The 21,045-nt window shown below is 58.7% G+C and carries 33 protein-coding genes; 28 read left to right on the top strand and 5 right to left on the bottom strand.

Translation table 11 applies throughout. The annotated features are described in order from the left end of the window. The first annotated feature begins 17 nt into the window (after positions 1 to 17). On the top strand, positions 18 to 1,313 hold the full coding sequence (locus tag EDF61_RS08350; RefSeq protein ID WP_105656595.1) for a sensor histidine kinase: 1,296 nt from the start codon (positions 18 to 20) through the stop codon (positions 1,311 to 1,313). After that, positions 1,271 to 2,014, top strand: coding sequence for a response regulator (locus EDF61_RS08355; RefSeq protein ID WP_105656594.1), 744 nt, complete (start codon positions 1,271 to 1,273; stop codon positions 2,012 to 2,014). The genes EDF61_RS08350 and EDF61_RS08355 overlap by 43 nt, the downstream gene beginning before the upstream one ends. Before the next feature lie 71 nt (positions 2,015 to 2,085). Here the strand turns inward: EDF61_RS08355 and EDF61_RS08360 are convergent, their stop codons facing one another. Continuing rightward, positions 2,086 to 2,472 (bottom strand): LapA family protein, encoded by a 387-nt coding sequence (locus tag EDF61_RS08360; protein WP_133833776.1) that lies wholly within the window; start codon positions 2,470 to 2,472, stop codon positions 2,086 to 2,088. A 240-nt stretch (positions 2,473 to 2,712) separates the two neighbouring features. Here EDF61_RS08360 and EDF61_RS08365 point away from each other — a divergent pair, with 240 nt between their 5' ends. The 8 genes from EDF61_RS08365 to rplI all read left to right on the top strand — a co-directional run bounded on the left by EDF61_RS08365 (position 2,713) and on the right by rplI (position 9,347). After that, positions 2,713 to 3,993: a M18 family aminopeptidase gene (locus tag EDF61_RS08365; RefSeq protein ID WP_133833777.1), complete on the top strand. Its 1,281-nt coding sequence runs from the start codon at positions 2,713 to 2,715 to the stop codon at positions 3,991 to 3,993. A 94-nt stretch (positions 3,994 to 4,087) separates the two neighbouring features. Beyond that, the gene (locus EDF61_RS08370) at positions 4,088 to 4,639 is read left to right on the top strand and encodes an LURP-one-related/scramblase family protein (RefSeq protein WP_166650745.1); all 552 of its coding nucleotides are present in this window, start codon (positions 4,088 to 4,090) and stop codon (positions 4,637 to 4,639) included. Positions 4,640 to 4,779: 140 nt separating this feature from the next. Next, a complete protein-coding gene (locus tag EDF61_RS08375) occupies positions 4,780 to 5,271 on the top strand; it encodes a helix-turn-helix domain-containing protein (protein ID WP_105656590.1) in 492 nt (163 codons plus the stop codon). A gap of 116 nt (positions 5,272 to 5,387) precedes the next feature. Continuing rightward, complete coding sequence (locus EDF61_RS08380) at positions 5,388 to 7,478, top strand: acyltransferase family protein (protein WP_133833778.1); 2,091 nt, start codon at positions 5,388 to 5,390, stop codon at positions 7,476 to 7,478. Between the two features lie 170 nt (positions 7,479 to 7,648). After that, the gene (gene rpsF, locus EDF61_RS08385; protein WP_060703203.1) at positions 7,649 to 7,945 is read left to right on the top strand and encodes a 30S ribosomal protein S6; all 297 of its coding nucleotides are present in this window, start codon (positions 7,649 to 7,651) and stop codon (positions 7,943 to 7,945) included. A 55-nt stretch (positions 7,946 to 8,000) separates the two neighbouring features. Beyond that, complete coding sequence (locus tag EDF61_RS08390; protein ID WP_013350684.1) at positions 8,001 to 8,570, top strand: single-stranded DNA-binding protein; 570 nt, start codon at positions 8,001 to 8,003, stop codon at positions 8,568 to 8,570. Between the two features lie 61 nt (positions 8,571 to 8,631). Continuing rightward, entirely contained in the window at positions 8,632 to 8,871 is a 240-nt protein-coding gene (rpsR, locus tag EDF61_RS08395; RefSeq protein ID WP_013350683.1) for a 30S ribosomal protein S18, read from the top strand. A 17-nt stretch (positions 8,872 to 8,888) separates the two neighbouring features. After that, positions 8,889 to 9,347 (top strand): 50S ribosomal protein L9, encoded by a 459-nt coding sequence (gene rplI / locus EDF61_RS08400; RefSeq protein ID WP_105656588.1) that lies wholly within the window; start codon positions 8,889 to 8,891, stop codon positions 9,345 to 9,347. Between the two features lie 208 nt (positions 9,348 to 9,555). On the opposite strand, the gene EDF61_RS08405 is transcribed toward rplI, so the two are convergent. Then, positions 9,556 to 9,921, bottom strand: coding sequence for an SPW repeat protein (locus tag EDF61_RS08405; RefSeq protein WP_166650746.1), 366 nt, complete (start codon positions 9,919 to 9,921; stop codon positions 9,556 to 9,558). Positions 9,922 to 10,239: 318 nt separating this feature from the next. Between EDF61_RS08405 and EDF61_RS08410 the strand changes: the two genes are divergently transcribed. Continuing rightward, positions 10,240 to 10,515 carry a helix-turn-helix domain-containing protein gene (locus EDF61_RS08410; RefSeq protein WP_166650747.1) on the top strand — a complete coding sequence of 92 codons (276 nt, stop codon included), beginning with the start codon at positions 10,240 to 10,242 and terminating at the stop codon, positions 10,513 to 10,515. 265 nt (positions 10,516 to 10,780) lie between these two features. Here the strand turns inward: EDF61_RS08410 and EDF61_RS08415 are convergent, their stop codons facing one another. From EDF61_RS08415 to EDF61_RS08425, 3 genes are all read right to left on the bottom strand, one after another. Next, complete coding sequence (locus tag EDF61_RS08415) at positions 10,781 to 12,205, bottom strand: recombinase family protein (RefSeq protein ID WP_133833781.1); 1,425 nt, start codon at positions 12,203 to 12,205, stop codon at positions 10,781 to 10,783. A 256-nt stretch (positions 12,206 to 12,461) separates the two neighbouring features. Then, positions 12,462 to 12,872: an ImmA/IrrE family metallo-endopeptidase gene (locus EDF61_RS08420; protein WP_133833782.1), complete on the bottom strand. Its 411-nt coding sequence runs from the start codon at positions 12,870 to 12,872 to the stop codon at positions 12,462 to 12,464. A 97-nt stretch (positions 12,873 to 12,969) separates the two neighbouring features. Next, positions 12,970 to 13,587: a hypothetical protein gene (locus tag EDF61_RS08425; protein WP_133833783.1), complete on the bottom strand. Its 618-nt coding sequence runs from the start codon at positions 13,585 to 13,587 to the stop codon at positions 12,970 to 12,972. A 226-nt stretch (positions 13,588 to 13,813) separates the two neighbouring features. Here EDF61_RS08425 and EDF61_RS08430 point away from each other — a divergent pair, with 226 nt between their 5' ends. The 17 genes from EDF61_RS08430 to EDF61_RS08505 all read left to right on the top strand — a co-directional run bounded on the left by EDF61_RS08430 (position 13,814) and on the right by EDF61_RS08505 (position 21,031). Beyond that, positions 13,814 to 14,092: a helix-turn-helix transcriptional regulator gene (locus EDF61_RS08430; protein ID WP_133833784.1), complete on the top strand. Its 279-nt coding sequence runs from the start codon at positions 13,814 to 13,816 to the stop codon at positions 14,090 to 14,092. A 155-nt stretch (positions 14,093 to 14,247) separates the two neighbouring features. Then, on the top strand, positions 14,248 to 14,397 hold the full coding sequence (locus tag EDF61_RS18765) for a hypothetical protein (protein WP_166650748.1): 150 nt from the start codon (positions 14,248 to 14,250) through the stop codon (positions 14,395 to 14,397). Further along, entirely contained in the window at positions 14,394 to 14,690 is a 297-nt protein-coding gene (locus EDF61_RS08435) for a hypothetical protein (protein WP_133833785.1), read from the top strand. The genes EDF61_RS18765 and EDF61_RS08435 overlap by 4 nt, the downstream gene beginning before the upstream one ends. Next, a complete protein-coding gene (locus tag EDF61_RS08440; RefSeq protein ID WP_133833786.1) occupies positions 14,687 to 15,001 on the top strand; it encodes a hypothetical protein in 315 nt (104 codons plus the stop codon). The genes EDF61_RS08435 and EDF61_RS08440 overlap by 4 nt, the downstream gene beginning before the upstream one ends. Further along, positions 15,001 to 15,219 (top strand): hypothetical protein, encoded by a 219-nt coding sequence (locus EDF61_RS08445; protein ID WP_133833787.1) that lies wholly within the window; start codon positions 15,001 to 15,003, stop codon positions 15,217 to 15,219. Before EDF61_RS08440 ends, EDF61_RS08445 begins: the two co-directional genes overlap by 1 nt. Before the next feature lie 70 nt (positions 15,220 to 15,289). Further along, positions 15,290 to 16,813, top strand: a complete 1,524-nt coding sequence (locus EDF61_RS08450) for a ParB/RepB/Spo0J family partition protein (protein WP_133833788.1) — start codon at positions 15,290 to 15,292, stop codon at positions 16,811 to 16,813. Continuing rightward, positions 16,813 to 17,244, top strand: a complete 432-nt coding sequence (locus EDF61_RS08455; protein ID WP_133833789.1) for a hypothetical protein — start codon at positions 16,813 to 16,815, stop codon at positions 17,242 to 17,244. The genes EDF61_RS08450 and EDF61_RS08455 overlap by 1 nt, the downstream gene beginning before the upstream one ends. Positions 17,245 to 17,297: 53 nt before the next feature. Further along, positions 17,298 to 17,588 (top strand): WhiB family transcriptional regulator, encoded by a 291-nt coding sequence (locus EDF61_RS08460; RefSeq protein WP_208294240.1) that lies wholly within the window; start codon positions 17,298 to 17,300, stop codon positions 17,586 to 17,588. After that, positions 17,585 to 18,331 (top strand): hypothetical protein, encoded by a 747-nt coding sequence (locus EDF61_RS08465; protein WP_133833790.1) that lies wholly within the window; start codon positions 17,585 to 17,587, stop codon positions 18,329 to 18,331. The genes EDF61_RS08460 and EDF61_RS08465 overlap by 4 nt, the downstream gene beginning before the upstream one ends. 52 nt (positions 18,332 to 18,383) lie before the next feature. Further along, positions 18,384 to 18,581: a hypothetical protein gene (locus tag EDF61_RS08470; protein WP_133833791.1), complete on the top strand. Its 198-nt coding sequence runs from the start codon at positions 18,384 to 18,386 to the stop codon at positions 18,579 to 18,581. Continuing rightward, positions 18,571 to 18,861 (top strand): glutaredoxin family protein, encoded by a 291-nt coding sequence (locus tag EDF61_RS08475; RefSeq protein WP_133833792.1) that lies wholly within the window; start codon positions 18,571 to 18,573, stop codon positions 18,859 to 18,861. Before EDF61_RS08470 ends, EDF61_RS08475 begins: the two co-directional genes overlap by 11 nt. After that, positions 18,858 to 19,163, top strand: coding sequence for a hypothetical protein (locus tag EDF61_RS08480; protein ID WP_133833793.1), 306 nt, complete (start codon positions 18,858 to 18,860; stop codon positions 19,161 to 19,163). The genes EDF61_RS08475 and EDF61_RS08480 overlap by 4 nt, the downstream gene beginning before the upstream one ends. After that, positions 19,160 to 19,522, top strand: a complete 363-nt coding sequence (locus tag EDF61_RS08485) for a hypothetical protein (protein ID WP_133833794.1) — start codon at positions 19,160 to 19,162, stop codon at positions 19,520 to 19,522. Before EDF61_RS08480 ends, EDF61_RS08485 begins: the two co-directional genes overlap by 4 nt. Then, on the top strand, positions 19,519 to 19,755 hold the full coding sequence (locus EDF61_RS08490; protein ID WP_133833795.1) for a hypothetical protein: 237 nt from the start codon (positions 19,519 to 19,521) through the stop codon (positions 19,753 to 19,755). The genes EDF61_RS08485 and EDF61_RS08490 overlap by 4 nt, the downstream gene beginning before the upstream one ends. Beyond that, positions 19,752 to 20,036 (top strand): hypothetical protein, encoded by a 285-nt coding sequence (locus tag EDF61_RS08495; protein ID WP_133833796.1) that lies wholly within the window; start codon positions 19,752 to 19,754, stop codon positions 20,034 to 20,036. Before EDF61_RS08490 ends, EDF61_RS08495 begins: the two co-directional genes overlap by 4 nt. Further along, positions 20,033 to 20,350 carry a hypothetical protein gene (locus tag EDF61_RS08500; RefSeq protein ID WP_133833797.1) on the top strand — a complete coding sequence of 106 codons (318 nt, stop codon included), beginning with the start codon at positions 20,033 to 20,035 and terminating at the stop codon, positions 20,348 to 20,350. Before EDF61_RS08495 ends, EDF61_RS08500 begins: the two co-directional genes overlap by 4 nt. Before the next feature lie 24 nt (positions 20,351 to 20,374). Further along, positions 20,375 to 21,031, top strand: a complete 657-nt coding sequence (locus tag EDF61_RS08505; protein ID WP_133833798.1) for a hypothetical protein — start codon at positions 20,375 to 20,377, stop codon at positions 21,029 to 21,031. The last annotated feature ends 14 nt before the right edge of the window (positions 21,032 to 21,045 follow it).

The following is a 21,045-nucleotide window of genomic DNA, read 5'->3' on the forward strand; positions in this document are numbered from 1 at the left end:
AAAACTAGACTGGAAACATGAGCCAACCGACGCTGCAGGAAACTGTGGTTTCCTTCGATGAACTGGCCGCCAAGCGCATGGGTCGGATACGCCGTTATTTGCGTACCCACCCACGTTTGGTGGTCATCGGTGCGGTAGTCATCTATCTGCTGCTCACACTGCCCGGTGTCCTGGTCATGGCAGCGATGCCAGAAGCCAACGCCACCGGCCTGCTGGTCGTCACCCTCGCCGTCAGCGCTGCCTTGTTGTACCGGCGCCGGGCACCGATGACGGTGATCATCCTGGTGTTCATTTTCGAATGCCTGGCCCTGGTGATTGCTGGTCCGCAAGGTGGACTGGGCGGGGTAGGCATGATTATCGCCCTGTACACGGTCGCCACCAGCTATTCGGCCAAACGCACCATCCCGCTGGCCATCCTGGCCGGCAGCTTCCAGACGGTCCTGATGGTGCTGATGGGCTTCCCGGACATGGCCGGAATGGAATTCGACCCGCAAGATGGAATCGACGAAACCATCTTCACGCGCGTCATCATCGCCGTCTCGGGCAGCTTCGTCATCGGTTTCTACATTGCCGCAGCCGCGGTGGGCATGAATGTGCGCAACGCGCGCATCCACGAAGCTGAACTGAACCACTGGGCCTCGCAGGTCTCCGGACTGGCCCAGGTGCAAGAGCGCAACCGCATCGCCCGCGAAATGCACGACGTTGTCGCCCATTCGCTTTCGGTGATGATTGCCCTGTCAGAGGGGGCACGAGTGGTGGCCAAGCGCGATCAGGTCCGTGCCGACGAAGTGCTCAATGAGCTCTCTGGAACCGGTCGCGCCGCCCTGGCGGATATGCGCCGCATGCTGGGCGTGCTTCGCCAAGAAGAATCCGGAGAGCTGGCCCCGCAGCCTACCGGCGGGAACGTGGAGCAATTGCTCGAAGGATTCCGTACCGCAGGTCTGCCGGTCTCATTTACCCATACGGGCGATCCGCTGCCGGAGGACACCACCTTCCAGCTGACCGTCTTCCGTATCATTCAAGAGTCCCTGACTAATTCCTTGCGCTATGCCCGTAACGTAAGTGATGTGCAGGTTCGCCTGGAACGGCGCCGCGAAGAACTGCGCATGGAAATCATGGACAACGGAGATGCAACGAGAGTTCCGAGTATCGGCAGCGGACGCGGTCTGCGCGGCATGCGCGAACGAGCCGCGCTCTTTGGCGGAACGGTTGATGCCGGACCGGTAGCCAGTGGCGGATGGATTGTGAAAGCGGTCCTCAAGCTACCCGAATGCAGCTTGCAGAACGAAAACCAGAAGGCAGTGAAGGAATAAGCGTGGAAGACAAAATCAAGGTACTGCTGGTCGATGACCAGCCCCTCTTACGCATGGGATTCCGCCTCATCCTCGAAGGTGAAGACGACATCGTCATCGCCGGCGAAGCTGTCGATGGACTCGATGCCCTTGCCCAGACGGCCGCACTGAAACCCGATGTGGTCCTGATGGATGTGCGCATGCCCAAGATGGACGGCTTGGAAGCGACCGAACGCATCGCCAAGGACCATCCGGAAACCAAGATCATTATCCTGACGACCTTTGACCTGGACGAGTACGCCTTCTCAGGGCTGCAGGCAGGAGCCAGTGCGTTCCTGCTCAAGGACGTGGCCCCGGAAGAACTGGTCCAAGCGGTGCGCCTGGTAGCTTCCGGCGACGCTGTGGTGGCACCCCGGGTGACTGCCCGCCTGCTGGAAACCTATGTGCGCAACGCTGGCGCCGGGAACCGGAACCAGCCGGCCGAAACTCCGCATGACCCGCTGCTCGATGATCTCACCCCGCGTGAGCAGGAAGTGCTGCGTGCGCTTTCCGAGGGACTATCCAACGCCGAGATTGCACACCGTTTCTTCCTTTCCGAAGCAACGGTGAAAACCCACGTGCGGCGCATCCTGACCAAATTGCATCTGCGCGACCGTGTTCAAGCGGTGGTGTACGCCTACGAGACCGGGCTGGTCATTCCATCCCAAGGCCTGGACTACTAGGCATCGCTGAGGCAGCAAAATGGCCGCCGGGTGAAACCCCATGGGGTTCCGCCCGGCGGCCATGGAGCTTTCTAGCGCTTATTGGCCTTGCGCTGCTTCTTCGCCGTAGAGCGCAGCTGTATCACGCGGGCCACCCCGGCGATCGCGACCACTAGGGCGCCACCAATAGCGGCAAAGAACAATGCCAGCCCGAGGTTGACCTGTCCCTGATACGCGAAGTAGTTCAGGGTCACCTGCTCCTGGTTCTGGGCAATGAAGATGATCAGCAGGATCAGCACGAGCAAGCCGAAGATCGTAGCGGTCCAGATACGACCCAACTTGGTCGCTGGGAGCTTATCTGCACCGGCAGGTTTGGCCCGTTGGACCTTGGAATCCATCGGTACGGTGGTCTCCACTTCGACCTCGCGTGATTCTGCTGGAATGTTCTCTTGCTCTGGTGTTCGATCAGCCGTAGCCATGATGAACTCGCTTTCCTTGTCTCCGGGACTGCTTTCAGCTTCGTCGAGAGCGAGGTGCCAAGTCAAGACCCGGATAGGGGTGTCTGCCAGGTTGCCAGGGCGGAGGCAGGCTCAGCAGGACATCAGCAAATGTGGTTCAGGCTACTAAGCTGGGAGGCAACTCGACTTTTCAGGCGGGAATCAAAACCTGAAGAACCGTCTGACAAACATCTCTTGACAGAAAGAAGTGAGTAACCAGCCATGGCACAAGCCGCAGCAATGGCCCACATTGCAGATCTGGCCGAATACGTCGCAACCTCGCCATCGAGCTACCACGCCGCGGCCTCGGCCGCGCAGCGCTTGGACGCTGTTGGATTCACCGGTCTGGACGAAAAGCAGGCTTGGAACCTGGTCCCGGGTTCCTACTACGTGGTCCGCGACGGTGCGATCATCGCTTGGGTGCAGCCAGAAGCTGCCACTGCGACCAGCGGATTCCATATCCTCGGCGCCCACACCGACTCGCCGGGCTTCAAGCTCAAGCCGAAGCCAACCACCGGTTCCAACGGCTGGTGGCAGGCAGGGGTCGAAGTCTACGGCGGACCGCTGCTGAACTCCTGGCTGGACCGCGAACTGGTGCTCGCCGGCCGATTGGTACTCAAGGACGGTTCCGAGCACCTGGCGAAGACCGAACCAATCCTGCGCATCCCGCAACTAGCGATCCATCTGAACCGCCAGGTCAATGAGGGCCTGACCCTGGACAAGCAGACCCACACCAATCCAATCTTTGGCGCCGGCGATCTGGCGGATGCCGACATCCTGGCGATCCTGGCGAAGTCTGCAGGTGTCGACCCGGCCCAGGTAGCCGGCTACGACATCCTGACCGCGCCCGCGCAGCGCGGCGAGGTCTTTGGCGAGGGCAAGAACTTCTTCGCCAGCGCCCGGCTGGATAACCTCACCTCGGTGCACGCAGGCCTGATTGCGCTGACGGGCCATTCCCGCAAGCCAGCAGGCAACCGCATTGCCATGCTTGCTGCCTTCGACCACGAAGAACTGGGTTCCTCCTCGCGCTCGGGCGCTTGCGGCCCATTCCTGGAAGAGCTGATCAACCGCATCCAGGCATCCATGGATGCTTCAGTTGAAGACACCGCTCGCGCCCTGTCGAATTCTGTATGCCTGTCTGCCGATGCTGGCCACGCGGTTCACCCGAACTACCCAGAGCGCCACGACCCAGCCAACCGTCCGCAGCTGAATGCCGGCCCGCTGCTGAAGATCAATGCGAACCAGCGTTATGCCACCGATGCGGTGGGTGCTGCCGCATTCGCCAACTGGTGCGAGTCGGCGGGAGTTCCCTACCAGGAGTTCGTGTCCAATAACCGCGTACCGTGCGGATCCACCATTGGACCATTGACCGCGACCCGACTGGGCATTCGCACCCTGGATGTGGGAGTCGCGCTGCTGTCCATGCACTCGGCCCGCGAGATGTGCGGCGTTGACGACCCTTGGTATCTGTCCAAGGTCTCTCGCGAGTTCTTCGGAGCCTAGCAAGTCCAACCTGAAAAGCCGGCCTGCGGGCTGGCTTTTCGCCTCCCCGGGGGATCTTCGCCCGATGTGCCTAATCGATGGCATAATCGGCACCATGACGATCCTCAACCAGAACACGTTGATCTTCCAGCAGACGAAGAACATCTCGAAGAACGACTTCGCGATTCTTGATTCTTCCGGGATGCAGATTGCCCACGTGGATACCGGCGGAAGCGCGCTGGGCCGCATGTTCGTTGGGGCTCGCGAACTCACGGTCTTCGATGGACCAGGCAATCCGGTTGTCATCGTCAAGGACACGATGACCATGGGCCGCGATCGTTTTGAAATCCTTGATGGCAACGCTGCCCCGCTGGCCAGCCTGGTCAAGAGGATCACCTTCTTCAAAACAAGGGTCTCCATCTCGATGCTGGGCGAAGAGCTCGAATTACTGGGCAGCATCTGGGACTTCGACTTCCAGATCACCGGTCCCGGAGGGGTTCTGGGAACCGTGACCCGAGAATGGTCCGGGATGGGCAACGCATTGCTCGGCAAGTCAACCTATGCCCTGCGCTTGGCGGAAAACCTCAACGCACAGCAACGCCAGGCAGTGATCGGCTCGGTGCTGGCACTGGATTTGATCCGTGAAAAGCAACAGCGCAATTCTTAACGGAGCTGAGGTAGTCGCCGCCAGGAATACTTCTTCGTCGCAGGCCAGCCTTGGTTCTTGGCCGCTGTCGTGTTGCAGTCGGGTAACTGTCACGTCGATGTCGTGGTGCTTTCGGGGCGCCATTGGCTAGCGTAAGTGGCATGAATGAATCACGGATTGCAGAGCTTCGCCGTGCCAAGGGCTGGACGCAAGAACGTCTAGCCGCCGAAAGCGGCATCACTGTCAGAACGGTCCAACGGCTCGAAGCCGGAAATGATGCGAGCTTGGAGACTATCTCACTGGTCGCCAAGGCCTTGGAGGTGCCGGTTGGAGACCTGTTCAAAAGCGTCCAGACTCCGAAGTTCTCCGAGGCCGTGGATGGGCTTGAAGCGCGGGCCCAAGCAGATCAAGATCGTCGGGATTCGGCAACCAAGGGGATCCTGGCCGTGTTCCGCGGGCTGGGCATCCTGGTCACTTTCGGCACGGTCATCTTGGCTACCACCGGCAACTTTGGGTGGTACATCTGGTTGCTGATCCCGGTGTACTGGGGCGTCGGGCAGCTGCTGCTTGAGGCTGCTTTCCGTCTGAGCCTGGATGCCAAACTCGACGCCAAATACCCGCTGTCCACGGCAAATCGGAAACTGCTGGGCTAGGTCCATGCTGCGAAGCGCAAACCCAGGCACCGCCCATGAGGTTCCCACGGGTCGTTAGACCGACTGTTGCCCATTGATAACCTGCTGTTTACCCCCTGCTGGTCTGATCAATGACTATGAGTTCGAATTCCCTGCAGGTCAAGAATTTCCGCCCGGAGATCCAAGCGCTCCGCGCCTTGGCGGTTCTGCTGGTCGTCGCCTATCATCTTGAGCCATCCGCAGTTCCAGGCGGTTATATCGGGGTTGACATCTTCTTCGTCATCTCGGGCTTCCTGATTACCTCGCACCTGCTGCGTGAAGCCGAACGCACCGGCCGGGTCAGCCTCGCAGCCTTCTTTGCCGGCCGAGCGCGAAGAATCCTCCCGGCTGCCATGCTGGTGATCCTGGTAGTTGTCGTGGCAAGCCTGCTGATCTTTCCCAAAACCCAGTGGGGTGCCTTGGGCACCCAGGCCATCGCCTCTGCCTTCTCGGTGCAGAACTGGGTTCTCGCCGCCGACTCCGTCGACTACCTCGCTTCGGATCAAGCACCCGGGCCGTTGCAGCACTTCTGGTCCCTGGGCGTGGAGGAGCAGTTCTACCTTTTCTGGCCGTTGCTGGTTTTGGCCGTGTGCCTGTTGGCCAAACCGAATGCGGACGCTAGCAGTGGCGATGGATTTGCCCCGCGGCGCCGCATGCTCTGGATCATTTTCTCAGCCACCGCACTTTTGTCGCTGGGATACTCGGCCTATGCCGGTTACTCAGGCAATAGCGCCGGATACTTCACCACCACCACCCGCATTTGGGAACTGGCCGTCGGCGGACTGCTGGCCTTGGCAGTCCAGGCGCACGCCAACGGCGCCTTGAAGCTTCCACCGTGGGCAACCAGCTGGCAGTTCAGAAATCTTGCCGTACTCGTGGCTTTGGCGGCGATCTGCTTCGCGGCATTCAGCTACAACGCCACAACAGTCTTCCCGGGGATTGCGGCGGCCCTCCCGGTTCTTGGCTGCGCCGTGGTGATTGCCGCAGGCAGTACGCGAGGACCTGGTTCCCTGCACCCGCTGGTGAACTGGGCTCCCGTTCAATGGGTCGGCCTCGCCTCGTATTCGCTATATCTGTGGCACTGGCCGCTGATCGTATTCTTCATCGAACTGGCCGGGGGCAACCCGGACCCATTGCAGTCGCTGGCCTTGCTGGCCGGGTCCCTGCTCTTGGCTTGGGCCAGCTTGAAGTGGGTCGAAACTCCCATGCGCCACTTCCGCCCCATAGCCGGTTCTCCTGCCCGCTCCTTGATTGCAGGGGCGGCGATGGTCGGGCTGGCCGTGTCCATCGCGCTATTGCCAGGTGCCATGCAGCAGCATCTTGTGGGCCAGGAGCAGCGTGAGCTGGGCGCGATGATGCAAAACCCGCCAGCTGGTTTTGGCGCGGCCTCCGTGGGCCAGGGCGCACCTGCGTACCTTTCCGGCCATCGCCAGGTCGTCCCGCTTCCTGCGACGGCCGCCGAGGACCAGCCCGAACTGGGAGATTGCGTCCAGGAACCGAAATCCACGCAGATCAAGGAATGCGAATTCGGCAGCGAGGACGCCAGCTACACCGTGGCCCTGGTGGGTGATTCCCATGCAGCCCACTGGTTCGAGGCCGTCAGCCGATACGCCCAAAGCAAGGGCTGGAAAGTGGTGACCTATCTGAAGAATTCCTGCCCGTTCTCCGAGGCCCAGCGCAAGGCGGATCGGGATGGCAGCATCAACTGCGAAGAAGCCATCGACCAGACCATGGAAGCTCTGGCTGCGCGCGATGACATCAACGCGGTGATCACCTCGAGTTGGGGAGGAGCCACCTTTACCACTGACGCGGCACAGGGGCTGGCTTCGACGTGGTCCACCCTTGAAGACGCGGGCCTGCCGGTCTACGCCATTGTGGACACCCCGCGGCCGCCGCAGGATTCCTATGCGCGCGACTGCGTGGAAGAAAACGTGCAGAACCCGGATAAGTGCGCCTTCCCGGAAAAGGGAGCCTATGAAGTGGGCGATGCCACCAAGCAGGCCGCCGAACTGGAGCCGCGCGTCGAAGTGCTCGACTTCAGCGATTACTTCTGCATGGATGGAACCTGCCCGGCAGTGGTGGGGAATGTCTTGGTCTACCGGGACAAGCACCACATCAGCGATACCTACATGCGCACCTTGGCCCCGATCTTTGGCGAAAGGATCGAGGCTGCCTTGGATTCCGAGTAGCCCAGCATGATTTAGGACACCAAGGCTTATGCAAGTTCGGGTCTCTCGGGTAGGATTGGAAGGTCTGTGCCACTGCATGCCCGAAAGTTGGGCGTCTGGTGCACAGATAACGCAAGAACCTCCTGTTGCGGAAATACCGCGACCGTTTAGCCCAAAGGAGGTGGGTTCACATGCGTGCTTATGAACTTATGGTCCTCATTGATCCAGAGGTCGATGACCGCACCGTAGAGCCAACCATCGAGAAGTACCTCGAGGTTGTCCGCTCCAACGGTGGCACTATCGAAAAGGTTGATGTCTGGGGTCGTCGCAAGATGTCCTACGAGATCAAGAAGAAGGCAGAAGCCACTTACGTAGTGGTGAACTACACCGCAGAGCCAGCAGCTTCCGCTGAGCTTGAGCGCCAGCTCAAGATCAACGAACTGATCCTGCGCCACAAGGTCACCCGTCCGGAAGAGGCACGCGTTTAAATACGCGCAACCTTCCGTCGTAGGAATTAACGTTCAATCTTTTTAAGGAGAGTCAATGGCAGGCGAGACTGTTATTACCGTTATCGGAAACCTGACTGCCGATCCGGAGCTGCGTTTTACGCCGTCCGGTTCAGCCGTAGCGAACTTTACGATCGCTTCGACTCCTCGCACCTTTGACCGCCAGTCCAATGAGTGGAAGGACGGGGAAGCCCTGTTCTTGCGCGCATCGGTGTGGCGCGAAGCTGCAGAGAACGTTGCTGAAACGCTGACCAAGGGCATGCGTGTCATCGCCCAGGGTCGCCTGCGTTCACGTTCTTACGACACCAAGGAAGGCGAACGTCGCACCGTCATGGAGCTTGAAGTCGATGAAATCGGCCCATCGCTCCGTTTCGCGTCCGCCAAGGTCACCCGTACCCAGCGCTCCGGCGGTGGCAACGGTGGCTTCGGCAACGGTGGTGGAGGTTTCTCCAACGCACCGCAGCAAAGTGCACCAGCTCAGGCGCCGCGTCAGCAGCAGCCTCAGCAGGGTGGCGGATGGAATGCTCCAGCCGCAGACCCATGGAGCACCGGCGGAAACAACGGTGGCGGCTGGGGCAACCCGGGCGCAGACGAACCGCCTTTCTAAACAATATTTATTCACCATCCCGCAGATCACTCTGCGGGCTCCAAAGCTAAGGAGCTCCACGATGGCTAAGGCTGAAATCCGTAAGCCCAAACCAAAGTCCAACCCATTGAAGGCCGCTGACATCACTGTCATCGACTACAAGGACACCGCACTGCTGCGCAAGTTCATCTCCGACCGCGGTAAGATCCGCGCTCGTCGTGTAACTGGCGTTTCCGTTCAGGAACAGCGCAAGATCGCACAGGCAATCAAGAACGCACGTGAAGTAGCCCTGTTGCCTTACTCCGGCGCTGGCCGCGGCTAAGGAAGAGGGATAGCAAAATGGCAAAGATCATTCTGACTCACGAAGTATCCGGTCTCGGTGCTGCTGGCGATATTGTCGAGGTAAAGAACGGCTACGCCCGTAACTACCTGCTGCCACGCGGCTTCGCAATCGTCTGGACCCAGGGCGGTGAGAAGCAGGTGGAGTCGATCAAGGCTGCACGTGCTGCTCGCGCCGTTGCAAACCTTGAGGATGCTCAGGCACTTGCAGCTAAGCTGAAGTCCCAGCCGGTGAAGATCACCATGAAGGCTGGCTCGAACGGTCGCCTGTTCGGCACCGTTAAGACCACCGAAATTGCTGCTGCCGTAGAGGCTGCCGGTCTGGGTAAGATCGACAAGCGCAACATCGAGGTCAACGACCAGATCAAGTCGACTGGCAACTACACCGCAACCGTTCGCGTTCACGCTGACGTTCTTGCAAACCTGCGCCTGCAGGTTGTAGCTGCTGCCAAGAAGTAAGTCTTCTAGACTCAGCTTCTGTCCAAGAGGTGGCGTGCACTCCGCAAGGAGAGCACGCCACCTCTTGGCGTTAACCCGGTGTCCAGGCCGTCTAGTCAGCTAGCGCGTTGGGCCAGCCGTCGATTGAGGTGCGTCCGTTGGGCACCGGGGTTAACGGTGGTGGCCACGATGCATCGGCATCGCAGCCACCGATCGGAATTACAGTTTTTCAGTGTGCCATCCGGGAGCCGCCAGTTGCATGGCGCATCTGAATGGCAGGGGAAAGCGCGAGCAGGCCGGCCACGACGCCGACACCACCGCAGATCCACGACATCCAAGCGACGCCAGCGGAATCGGTAAACGATCCCATCCATGGCGAGGCGAATAGCAAGGCGCTGGCGATAACCAGTGCCCATTCCATTGAAACCAGGCGCGGCATCATGACGCTCCAGACACCGGTGATCACCATGAGCAGGCCGAAAGCCGCCATTAGCGTCATCGAGGTGCTGGTTCCGCCAAGCCACGTGGTTGAAACTGCGGCCGCAATACCTGCCGCAACGCCGACCCAGTCTTGCCACCGAGTCCATTTCTTCATTGCAGATACCTCCAACATTCATCGCAGAGGGCTCCTGAGCGGGAGTCGATTTAAAGGTAGGTTCGCCGTTGCTGATGCGCAATCCACTTTTGGGAGCATTTTGGTAAATCCTTGGCCCCTACGGTACTTCTGGCCGCCCGTATCGTGGAGCTACCGCGGGTTTGCGCATAATTCATCAGATCGTCTCGCGCTGGGCGCGTCTTAATCGTTGGCAGAGGAGCAGCGGACTCGTAGCCTCGAAGATGAGTACGTCCAAAGCCAGCACGATCGAGAGAAGCGGTGGAACAAATGGGTTTTGCGTGTGCGGATCCTGAAGTATTGACCGAGGCGCAACGCGAAGCTGTGGCAGAGCATCAGCGCCGTGTGCAAAGCGAGTCCCGGCGCCTGTCGTTGCGTGCGCTGCGCGAAGAAGCAGAACTGAGCCAAGTAGAACTTGCCACCGTGCTGAAGCTGAGCGTGGACCGCATCGCCCGCATGGAGACCGGGGACCTTGACCGAGTCCAGCTGGCCACCCTGCGCCGCTACGCAGAAGCCATGGGCGCCAGCCTGCAAGTGAAAGCGATCCGCGAGGGCACGCACGCCGAACTTGGCTAGTGATCGAGCTCCCGGCGGTCGCTGCCAAGCTGCCATTCCTGACCGACCGGTCAGCGCAAATAGAGCGCACCTCATCGATAAATATGCCACCCATCGCTCAGAAGCGCACAGCGAGGCCTGAATCACTGTGCTGACCAGATAAAGTATTCCGGTGAGACGCGGGTTATAGACCTGTGTCACAAGGAAGTTCTGAAGGGGTTATTTTGCACGAACGTGTAAACATCTAAACCCACCCTTGTAAATCCCCGGAATCATGCGGTTGAAACTATCCAGCAGCCGATACGGCCCATTTCGGAACGATGAAGACATGGCCGGCATCATGACCAGGGGTCACCTCAATACGATCAATCAAGAGGCCAAGGATCTGCTGCTTCTCGACCGCATGCATATGTGGCCAGGCTTCCAGTAGCTTCGGATCGACTTTCGGCCGCGACTGCCTCTGATGTACGCGAACCTCGCGCAACCTGGTCTCGAAGACCTCGATCTTCTCCAGGGACTCATCGCGAAGCTTCTCGTAAGACGCCCGGGGAATGACATCGTCAACATACTTGGCGGTGAGCGAGTCCAGCCGAGATTGTTCCTTGACGAGCGCTCGCCGTATTGTTGCCGTAGTGTTCATGGCTGGCAAGTCCGGCGTCTTTTGTGCGGCCTGCCTGGCTGCTTCGTCAGCTTCGTCAGCAATGCGCTCTTTGAACCATCGGAGCAGGGCGCGGTCAATCTTGCTTTGGTGGATGGAGCCGCCTTTATGCAGCTTCTTCGATTGGGCACCAGAGCACATGTACCGCGTGGCCCGGTCGTGTTTATCGTGCTGGTACATCTTGTGGCCGCACCTGGTGCAGACGAGAAGGCCGGTGTATGGGTTCCGTGGATCTCGCGGTTTTCGAGCACCTTGGCGCGCGGCTCGATTGACGAGGTGGGCCTCCCATTCTTCAGCTGTTATCAATGGTTCGTGGTTGCCCTGGTAGGTTTTCCCGTTGTATGTGAAGAAGCCGGCCGCGAAAGGCGACTTCAGCATTTGGCTGATTCGGCTGGTGGTCCAGTTGTTCGCGTCTGTCCTGGTGCTTGAAGGGATGCCGGTGCTGAGCACATAGGCGAGTAGCTGAGAGAGGCTTTCTCCCCGGTTGTAGCGGCGGTAGCATTCGACGAGGACCGGGCCCGCGAGGGGGTCTGGCGTGTAGCCGGTCGTTTTGTCGTAGATGTAGCCGAACCGGTAGATGCCTGAGTGTGGGCGGCCTTGTGAGACGCGGCGTGCCTGGGATTCTTTCCAGGTGTCGCCGATGCGTTCGGATTCGAAGACGGCGAATTCGGCGAGCATGCCTCGGGCGAATCGGCCCGTGCTGGTGCTGACGTCTACCTGCTCTGTGGCTGATTCGATGCGTCCGCCGGCGGCCTCAACCTTGTCTAGTGCGATAGCCCAGTCCAGCCGAGCGCGTGAGAGGCGAGACCACTTCCAAAGGACAATGATGTCCGCCTCGCCATTCTCCACCATGGCCATGACTTCTTTGACCGCTTTGCGATTCCACGTGCGTCCGCTGATCCCTTCGTCAGCTTTGACAGCTACCACCGTATAGCCCTGTTGTTCTGCATAGCGACGCCCTGCGTCCTCCTGCAGATCTAAGCTGATGGACTCTTCCCGGGCGATGGATTGACGCAGGTAAAGAATCGCCCGGGGTTTCGCCGCGGCGTTCATTTCAATTTTCCTGGCGCCTGAGGGCGCAGTAGATCTTCAAGGCGGGCAATGAGGAGCGTCAACAGGTCACTTGAATGATCGCCATGGTCATCGAGATTGCATGCAACCACGCCCGGAGGAAGGGTGGCAGGTGATGTCTCGGAAGTAGTTGGCTTATTCGATGACATTGTGGAAACTCCTGTGGATATAGTGCATCAGTTCGAGTGTGAAGACGCGCAGATGCCGATAAATAAAAGCACGTCGAGGTGTGGGTAACTTATGCGATGTACTCGCTAGGCGGCCAAAGTTCTTGCACTTGGTCACCATCCAGCGATTGCAACCTCAAGAGCACCACCTCTTCAGTGACACCAAGCTCATCAGCCATTTCGGCCGGACTCTTGGCCCAGCCAGCCACTCGTTTCAACCCTTCGAAGGAAACCAGACGACGGGCAACTTCTAATTGCACCTCCCGCTCCACAACTGGAGGCTGGCAGCCAGAATGATTGCGCTCTAGATGGATCGCCTCATGAGTTAGTGCGCAAAGCGCCTCGTCCTGAAACAAGCCAGGATCCATGAAGATACGGCGACCGTCAGTGGATGCCGGGACCGTCGAATGAGGGCGGGTCCAAACAATCAGAGATGTCGCCAAGTGGCGGACGGCACCCCATGCGGAAAGTGAAGAAATCATGTTTCGAATATAGATTCGAACTAACTAAAACAGCAACTCCACAAAATAGAACACGAATACAACACCAAAATGTCCTACGCCTAAGCTAAAAAGCTCCCTAAAGATCCTCGCCCGAGTCCTGAGACTCCTCACCGCGCTCGCCGTAGGCCTCTTCCCACTTCTGGCGTTTGCTCTTGAAGTTGGGGTGAGCCGCCATTTGGTCGAGGTTCGGGAGTGGATAGTTTCGGGCTTCTTCGCCAAAGATTTCAGTGACCCCTAGGTCACCTGGGTTCGTCTTCTGTCCAGGGCGAGGGTCACCCTCAGGCGCCACTGCTCGGAGCCTGGTATGAGGTTTAGTTTTGGATTGCGGTTGAGTGAGTTCATTGTCGGACTCCATGTCTATGAGTGCCCGAGCAAGGTCCAAGATGATCTTTCGAGAACGTGGCGACAGGTGGTCTACGTCCTCGGGGAGTTCCTTGGAAAAAGGCGGGCCAGGGATTCGTTGTGATGCTGCTTCGAAAGCAACCGAATCTTCAACGCCAGCAAGCCAAGCAATCGCCCGAATTGTTTCAGGAGATGGATTGTACTTGTAAGTGCCGGCCTTGAGGTGATTGATAGTCGTCACCGTGATGTCAAACCCATGGGCCTGTGCTCGCACTGCTAGCTGTCGCCCTGACGTCTTATGTCGATCGACAGCCAGGAGCACGAGGTCCTTGAGGGTCTGTTGGTTGCTCACGAAGAAAACTCTCTCTTATGGCTCATAACTCATGAAAGTGACAGTTGCGTCACTCGTTACAAGTAACAAGTCTAACTTGCCAATAAATAGACGGGCACTTGCGCTCATGGAAAATATGAGTAATGATGAGTTACAAGCTCTTCACTTGTAATCCGGAAAGGACTGGGGAATCATGGTCATGTACGCAACGCAGAGACGCAGGAAGTTCGCACGAAAGGAGGTCTGGATGAAAGTCAAAGACCCAGCCGCTATCCGTCGATGGCGGAAGCAGCGCCACTTCAGTCAGGAAGATCTGGCCTATCTTGTGCGTCGAGATCAGAGCACGATCAGCTTGATTGAGCGAGGAGGGATGGCGTCCCTCTCCGAAGATCTTGCTCTTGCGATTGCCGCGAGACTTGATGTGCCATGGGATGAACTTTTTGAAGCTCGTGACCATAAACCCGAGCCCACTGTTGCAAGTAGCAAACTCTCAACTCGTAATCGCCGAAGTGTGGCTGCCTTATGAGCTTTGATGGTGATGCAAATCGGCACAGGGAAGAGCATGACCGGGCCTACCTGATCATGACTGGGCAAGAAAAAGGAAGGCCCCCAGCAGTTGCAGCTGCTGAGGGCCATGAAACCAATAATCCAAAACGGTAAGCAAAGGAGATAGTGATTTCGATGTCCACTCTATCGAACAACGCGGGAGCGGCTGAAGTGCTCAGCCCAAAAGCCCGGGCAATCAAGGACAGGTGCATCAACGAGGTCGGGATCGTCCTGGCCGAGGTATGCGCTCGCATCGCTGCTGAAGAGACGACGGTCGCGGCATGAGCAGTCCAAATCCTGAGCGCTTTTTCCCGGGGCTCACTGGGTCAGTGGCAAAAACACCAGCGGATGTCGTCCGCATGAGCGAGGCCAAGAGACGCCGTGACGTTCACCAGGATGTGAAGGTGGCGAACGATCGCCTGCGGGCAGCGCTCAACGTGACCTTTGACTTCGATTCAACGGGCAATGTGGGCTCTGCGTTGAAGCATGCCATCACGCGCGGCGACCAGTTGGTCGTGGCCTTGCAGAAGCTTCGCGAAGTGTCTGAGCCTTTCATCGAGAAGCAGGACACGAAATGACTCGGATGCTCGGTCAGGTCAGGATCATTCCGTTTGGCCACGCGAGGCCGTCTGAAGTTCGCAATATTTCTTGGCTCGATAAGCCGAAGACCGATATGGCGCGCGAGGCGAGCAAGTCTGTCCAGGACTGGGCCCAGTTCCAGCAGTATCGGGGCCACCGGATCACTGTATCCAAGGAGAATCTGCATCCGGACAATCCTGAGGGCCGAGGAACCTTGACCGTGGAAGGCGTGAACACTCACTACTTCGTTGTTGTTCCGGCTTCGCAGCAGCCAGTCCAAGCAGAGTCGCTGTTTGAAGGAGGGCTGTGATGGCAGCCGAACAGATTTACCGGGAAGGCTCACTGCGAATGTGGCGGATCTGGTTGCCGATTATCGCGGTCCTGGTCGTGGCGTTGTATTTCGCCTTCCCGCTGCCCAATGGTTTGTGGGCCTTGATCATGATTCTTTTCGCGGGCGTTTGCATTGGCGCCGTCGTTGACTGGGTGCAGGTCGAGCTCCAAGCGCATAAAGCTCTTCGAGCTGCCTAACCCGGCAGGCTGCCGCCGTTAAAGGCAGCCCAATGATTCCTACTTCATCAACACTTTGGGGTGTATTTAGTTGTCCAAATTCAGAGGCACGTTGCAGATCCTCTCAATCACTTCGGTACATGAGAACGAGAACAATATCCGCGAGGGGTACGACGCGGAGAAAGTGGAATTCTTGGCCAAGCAGATCAAATCTGTCGGCCTGATCGAACCCATCACGGTGTACCCGCATCCTGACATCGAGGGCGATTACCTGATCCGAGAGGAGAACCACCGGTACCTGGCTTCGTTGAAAGCCGGAGAGACGGACATTCCATGCATGGTATGGCCCAGCTCGGACCGCAACAAGGTAGCTGACCTGGACGCGATGCTCAGCACGGGCCGAACCAAGAACCCTTTACGCGAGTCGGAAATTTCCAAGGGTATCCAAATGGCTTTGGATCTCGGCCAGGACATTACGACCATCGGCAAGAAGCACGGCATGAGCCGCACTGAAGTGAATCTGCGTGGCCGAATGGCGCAGCGCAACGACAAGCTCTCAGAAGACTTCACCAAGGGCGCAGCCACCTTGGATACCGTGAAGCGTCTCTATGAGCTGGCCGACCAGTCCGGAGACCCGGAACTGTACGACAGGGCCATCAAGGACCTTCCAGCCGGCGCTGATGATGACGAGGTCGAGAAGCATATCGTTGCGACTGAAGCACGCCTGACCAAGGACAGGATCAAGGAAGAACTTGCCGAGCTGGGCGCTGTAGAAGCACCACCGCATGCTCCGTGGGCCAAGACCCAGTGGGAACAGATCACTGAGGAGATGTCTCTGGCTGAGCACCACGAGGCAGGTCACAAGTACGTTTTCGCGTACCAGGCATCAACGCCGCAGTGGTTCCAGGAGAAGGAATCAGCCGGCCAACAAGAGCCGGAACCGACCGCGGAGGAGATCGCGGAGCAGGAAGAAAAGCAGCGGTTGAACTCTGGGCTGGCTCAAATCGCAGGGGTCCGGACGAAAAGCATCATCCGTCGCATCCAGGACCGCAAAGCTGTTTCGGAAGCAGACGTAAAGACGCTGCTCCTCAAGCGCGTTGAACGCTGGTGCAGCGACGGTGAAAGCGAAGAAATGATCGCCATGATCACCGCCTTACCATCCGTCGACGGAGAGTCGATGGACGACGAAGAATACGAACTGGCCCGGGCGAAATGGATTGGCCAGGTCAAGAAAAACTTGATGCGGCTTCCGCTGGCGAACCTTGTCGCTCTGGACGAGTTGCTGTGCGGCTCACCTGCTGAGCTCGATAACCTCCGGGGCTTCCTCCGTACCTCGGCCGAGCATAGCGGCTCGCATTATGCGTCGTTGTGGATAAGGGACAACTTCCGGTTCTATGGCCTGATCGTCAACGTTCTCGGCTATGTGCTCGATGCTGCCGAGATCGACGCCATGCAGTACTGCGCTGCTGCCATCCCCGAACGGTCAAGGGAATTGGACATCGTGCAGGCAGTGGGTGAGGCTTGCCGATCGTGCGGGACTGAACCCTTCGAGCCCACAGGCGAACAGATCTGCCCTGGGTGCGCTGCCACTGGCGAATCTGGGGAGGTGGCCTGATGCCGTTCACCCAAGTTTCGGATGCTCCAGCGAACGGCGGAGCATCAACCTTGCGCAGTCATGGACCGCATCTGCGATTTCTGGCCATGGCGCAGCATCCTTCGACGTCGCCGGCCCCACGGGTGGTCGATCGCGAACGCATGTACCAGGGATTCGATTGGAAGGATCCTGACAGCCTGCAATGGCCTCGAAGCTCAGTACGTGCCAGCCCGGGACTCGCGGCCGGGGAGCTGGTCTGGGGAGCGAAGATCTGGGAAGCGCCAGGTGTGCCAGCACGCGACGCCCACGGCCTCTTGATCGCATTCAGCGGTGAAGATCGCGAAAAGGTCATTGCTGATGCCCAGAAGCGCGTAAGGGAGTTGCGTTGGTCAAAACTCGGACGGCTCCGCCTGCAGGAGCCGCGCAAGGCGCCGGAGAAACCGTGCCAGTAACTCGTGGTTCCGCCAGCACCGTGAAGCACCAGCCCTCAACGCATTCGGACGTAGTGGACTGGCGCGAGAAGGCCGCCTGCAAGGACTACTACGAACAGCTGAAGAAGAAGGACATCTTTTTCCCGCCGCCGGGCAAGCCAGGATCGCAGACTGACGCCGCGGTGCTGGTCTGCAGTTCCTGCCCGGTCCGGGAGGAATGCCTGGAATACGCGCTGGACAAGAAAGAACTGACCGACGGGATCTTCGGAGGGAAAACTCCCGCCGAAAGAAAGTGGCTGCACAAGCGCAGGCAGGCGGCCGCTGGAATCAAGCCGAAAACTAGACGGAAGAGGAAAAAGACATGAACACCTTGTCTTTCGTGGTCTCGCTTGGACTATTCCGAGCAGCCCTCGTGGCTACGAAGCCACATGTCGCATCGGATAAGAAGAACCTTCAGCAGCGGTGCGTGGTCGTGACTTTGACCGATACCGCCGAGATTCTTTGCACAGCCTCAGATGGGCTTACCTCGGCCATTGCTCGTATTCCTTTCGATAGAGAGCGGAATCCGTATTTTGAGCTGGGCCAGTTCTCCATGACTCCGGAGTCGTGTGCTGCAGTCCTGAGCATGTTCAAACTCGGCAAAGACGAGTCGGATGCAGAGCTCGAAGTGTCAGTGTCGTTCAAGTCGGAGCGAGAACCAGGAACTCGGCGTGATGTTCCAGTGGCCACGATGTCATTCAGGCGTATTGGACAACTCTTTGGAGGTGACGAGCTGAAGGTCACTGAGCCGGTCCAGCAACGGGACCTCACCGGCTTGTGGGCAACGATCAGCACGTCAGCAGCACGGGCAGAGGCGAAGTTGCCTCCGGTAAAGGTGGACTCCCGACGTCTAGCCGCGTTCACCCAAGCGCAGAAGGCCTACGAGCAGCCGCTGATTTTCTCGGCAGTTGGGCCGGAGTCCTCGGGGTTGTGCGTGTACTGCGGGGGGTACTTCGCCGGCTGGATTGCTGTTGACCGCGTCGACATGGATAAGGCAAGCCAGCTCCGGCATGTGCAGCGCAGGGAGACCTGGACGCGCGTGCTGCCGGCCGACCTGAAAGCAATATGAGAATCATTGTTTTCCAAAAAACAAACGAAAACCTTTGTAAAGGAATATTCCAGTGAAAAATGCACAGAAGAATCCCTACGCGGAATCGGCCAACCAGAACATGGCGAAAGCGAACATGTGGGAGGTTACGCCGGATACCGCAACCATTGGGCAACTCTTGGGCGGGGTCATCAATGCCCTGCTGGCGGTCGCCCACGAAGTCCAGGGGCTGCGAAGCGACTTGAAGAAAGGGGAACGCAGTGGCTCTTGAAGTTACCGTCCACACCAAGGATGCGTGTGGGGAGTGCGTCAAAACCAAGAACGCCCTCAACCTGCGCCAAGTCCCTCACCAAACCATCCACGTAGCTGATGACCAGGTCGAGAAGATCGAGCAGCTGCGGGATATCGCGGAGCAAATGGGCGTCGGCGCGACCATGCCCTTCGTCCAGGTCATCGATACCACTACCGGAGAAGCGGAACAGTGGTTCGGCCACCGTCCGGACAAAATCGTCGAGCACATCACCACCAAGAGAAGCAGGAAGCAGTCATGACCAGCGAAAACATCATCGTCATTGCACTCGGCGAAGACACAGACCTTTTCATCGTCACGGGGACGACGGATGCCCACAGCGCCGACGACGCGGTCCGCACATACGTTGAACAGATGACCGGAGAGACCATCGAGACCCTGCAAGGCGCCGATGAGCTCGTGGAGTTCAGCATTTCGTACCGCACGGACTGGGCCTGGACACCAGGGCCGAACGCAGAAGATCCGATGGAAGAAGCCACCCTAGTCCGCGGAGAACGAGGCGACGGGCTGCCCCGGTTCGCGGCCTACATGGTGCAGGCATGAGGCACCATGGCCAGCCGCTTTTCGTAGGAGTTCTGGGATTCGCGACAGTCGTTCTCTTGATTGTCGTCGGCGTGGGCGTGAGTGCTATGGCCAGCTTCCACGAAGAGTCCAAGACTTGCACTGTCACGGGCAAGGAATCAGTGGCCCAGGGCGAGGAAGGCCACGAATACCGGGTCTATACCGAGCAGTGCGGCACCCTGGCCGTTAGGGATGACTGGATTCGTGGCCGCTTCAACTCCGCCGATTCCTACGGGCAGATGCATCCGGGGCGCACTTACAACATGGTGACTCTGGGCTGGCGAATCCCTATCCTCTCGATCATGCCCAACATCTACACAGCCTCTGAGGTGTCGCCATGACCACCATGATTGAAGCCCGACGTCTCAACGGAACAGACTTTGGGAAGTCCATCGGCAACTTCGGCACGCTGCAGGCCGTCGAGCATCGCTTGATGACCGTGCAAGTGGCAGGGGATCACCAACTCAAGTCGTACAAGATCGTGCGGATCGAGACCAGCGCCGGAACATTCTTACTGTGGCCATCGTCCAAGGTTGCGGTCACCGGCCCGGAAACACCAGAGGTGAAACCATGACTTGGCCAGCTTTGGAAGCCTTGTTCAACGTGTATATGTGCGGAGTGCTCTGCGTTTTCATCGGTGGGCTGATTGTCTGTGGATTCGCGAAGGTGGGTGTCCTGTCCGACACTCCTGAGGTAGGGCGTCGCATTCTCAAGTACTCGGCACGAGCCGTGATGTTCTGCTGGGCCTGGCCGCTGGTCCTCGCCGCTCTAGCCCTAATTGGCCTGTGGCGGCTCGCAGACTTCCTGGTCGAGCATGCCGAAGTGGAAGAACTCTGGAACCGGGGCAGGAAATGAGCAGCCGGAACATTGCCCGCGCCATCGACATGGCCCAGCACGCCGCATACTGCCATCGGACGGGACAGCCACGCTTGGCAGCCCTGTACGAAAAGAACTGCCGGGAAGCCATGCTTCTGGCCAAAAGCGAGATCCGAAGCATGCGTATCCAGGTGAATCCGTTCCGGACTTTCCTCTATATCGCCGAAGACATAAGCGGCGTCATGGAGATGGTGGCAAGGGCCATCTCCGGGCCGGCTTCGGAAGTTTCCAGGATGGCTGCCTCCCAGCCGTTGAAGTCCGATTTTGTCCTAGCTGGACCGAATCTGCGGTAACACCCCACCAGAACAGGAGAAGACATGAAATCTGAAATCATCGACCCAGCCGCGCTCGAAGCGGCCGCGAAGGCGATCTTTGACGTTCGCGATGACCAGTTCGACCTTGACGAGTGGGAGGACCTGGACGCTACACAGCGGGAGCGCTACGAATGCGATGCCAGGGCCGCCTTGTCCGCTTACCGAGCAGCTTTGCCTCCCACCGTACTTCGTGGATCTGATGCGCTCGAACGCTTCGCCGACGCCCTGCCTGCACTCCCAACGGCTGCCCCTATGCCGTTCATCCCGCACTTCACCGTCCACAAGAACTGTCACATCGAGCAGCACCTGGCACTCAATGATGGTCCGGAAGCGCTGTTTACCGTTGCGGATCTTCAAAACTTCCGAGCGATCGTGGAGAGCGGTACTCCGTTGGCCCGGAATACGGTGCTTCGCCTGATTGAGAACGCCCAAGCGTCCGCGCCAGCCGCCCAGCCGGTAGTGAACAGCGTGGAAGAGCTTGTGATGACACGGGCAGGCCTTGCGCTGGCAAACGCAGCGTTCGAAGAGGGTTTGAGTGCTGGCATCAGGGCGTGTAACGCAACGGATGATGGTGCGCCATTCAAGAAGCCCGTTAGCCCGTATAGCGCGCCATTGCTCGCCACAATCAAAGCCGACCGCCCGGAGGCGGACGATGCCTAACCAGCCCCCGCTGA

It is taken from the genome of Arthrobacter sp. JUb115 (genome assembly GCF_004365035.1).
Taxonomy (GTDB): domain Bacteria; phylum Actinomycetota; class Actinomycetes; order Actinomycetales; family Micrococcaceae; genus Glutamicibacter.

Coding starts and splice junctions, on each gene's coding strand:
- EDF61_RS08505 (WP_133833798.1), top strand. CDS start 20,375: ATGAAATCTGAAATCATCGACCCAGCCGCGCTCGAAGCGGCCGCGAAG.
- EDF61_RS08495 (WP_133833796.1), top strand. CDS start 19,752: ATGACTTGGCCAGCTTTGGAAGCCTTGTTCAACGTGTATATGTGCGGA.
- EDF61_RS08370 (WP_166650745.1), top strand. CDS start 4,088: ATGACGATCCTCAACCAGAACACGTTGATCTTCCAGCAGACGAAGAAC.
- EDF61_RS08405 (WP_166650746.1), bottom strand. CDS start 9,921: ATGAAGAAATGGACTCGGTGGCAAGACTGGGTCGGCGTTGCGGCAGGT.
- EDF61_RS08360 (WP_133833776.1), bottom strand. CDS start 2,472: ATGGCTACGGCTGATCGAACACCAGAGCAAGAGAACATTCCAGCAGAA.
- rpsF (WP_060703203.1), top strand. CDS start 7,649: ATGCGTGCTTATGAACTTATGGTCCTCATTGATCCAGAGGTCGATGAC.
- EDF61_RS08355 (WP_105656594.1), top strand. CDS start 1,271: ATGCAGCTTGCAGAACGAAAACCAGAAGGCAGTGAAGGAATAAGCGTG.
- EDF61_RS08375 (WP_105656590.1), top strand. CDS start 4,780: ATGAATGAATCACGGATTGCAGAGCTTCGCCGTGCCAAGGGCTGGACG.
- EDF61_RS08380 (WP_133833778.1), top strand. CDS start 5,388: ATGAGTTCGAATTCCCTGCAGGTCAAGAATTTCCGCCCGGAGATCCAA.
- EDF61_RS08365 (WP_133833777.1), top strand. CDS start 2,713: ATGGCACAAGCCGCAGCAATGGCCCACATTGCAGATCTGGCCGAATAC.
- EDF61_RS08420 (WP_133833782.1), bottom strand. CDS start 12,872: ATGATTTCTTCACTTTCCGCATGGGGTGCCGTCCGCCACTTGGCGACA.
- EDF61_RS08455 (WP_133833789.1), top strand. CDS start 16,813: ATGCCGTTCACCCAAGTTTCGGATGCTCCAGCGAACGGCGGAGCATCA.
- EDF61_RS08500 (WP_133833797.1), top strand. CDS start 20,033: ATGAGCAGCCGGAACATTGCCCGCGCCATCGACATGGCCCAGCACGCC.
- EDF61_RS08445 (WP_133833787.1), top strand. CDS start 15,001: ATGGCAGCCGAACAGATTTACCGGGAAGGCTCACTGCGAATGTGGCGG.
- EDF61_RS08480 (WP_133833793.1), top strand. CDS start 18,858: ATGACCAGCGAAAACATCATCGTCATTGCACTCGGCGAAGACACAGAC.
- EDF61_RS08490 (WP_133833795.1), top strand. CDS start 19,519: ATGACCACCATGATTGAAGCCCGACGTCTCAACGGAACAGACTTTGGG.
- EDF61_RS08485 (WP_133833794.1), top strand. CDS start 19,160: ATGAGGCACCATGGCCAGCCGCTTTTCGTAGGAGTTCTGGGATTCGCG.
- rpsR (WP_013350683.1), top strand. CDS start 8,632: ATGGCTAAGGCTGAAATCCGTAAGCCCAAACCAAAGTCCAACCCATTG.
- EDF61_RS08465 (WP_133833790.1), top strand. CDS start 17,585: ATGAACACCTTGTCTTTCGTGGTCTCGCTTGGACTATTCCGAGCAGCC.
- EDF61_RS08350 (WP_105656595.1), top strand. CDS start 18: ATGAGCCAACCGACGCTGCAGGAAACTGTGGTTTCCTTCGATGAACTG.
- rplI (WP_105656588.1), top strand. CDS start 8,889: ATGGCAAAGATCATTCTGACTCACGAAGTATCCGGTCTCGGTGCTGCT.
- EDF61_RS08435 (WP_133833785.1), top strand. CDS start 14,394: ATGAGCAGTCCAAATCCTGAGCGCTTTTTCCCGGGGCTCACTGGGTCA.
- EDF61_RS08430 (WP_133833784.1), top strand. CDS start 13,814: ATGAAAGTCAAAGACCCAGCCGCTATCCGTCGATGGCGGAAGCAGCGC.
- EDF61_RS08440 (WP_133833786.1), top strand. CDS start 14,687: ATGACTCGGATGCTCGGTCAGGTCAGGATCATTCCGTTTGGCCACGCG.
- EDF61_RS08415 (WP_133833781.1), bottom strand. CDS start 12,205: ATGAACGCCGCGGCGAAACCCCGGGCGATTCTTTACCTGCGTCAATCC.
- EDF61_RS18765 (WP_166650748.1), top strand. CDS start 14,248: ATGTCCACTCTATCGAACAACGCGGGAGCGGCTGAAGTGCTCAGCCCA.
- EDF61_RS08390 (WP_013350684.1), top strand. CDS start 8,001: ATGGCAGGCGAGACTGTTATTACCGTTATCGGAAACCTGACTGCCGAT.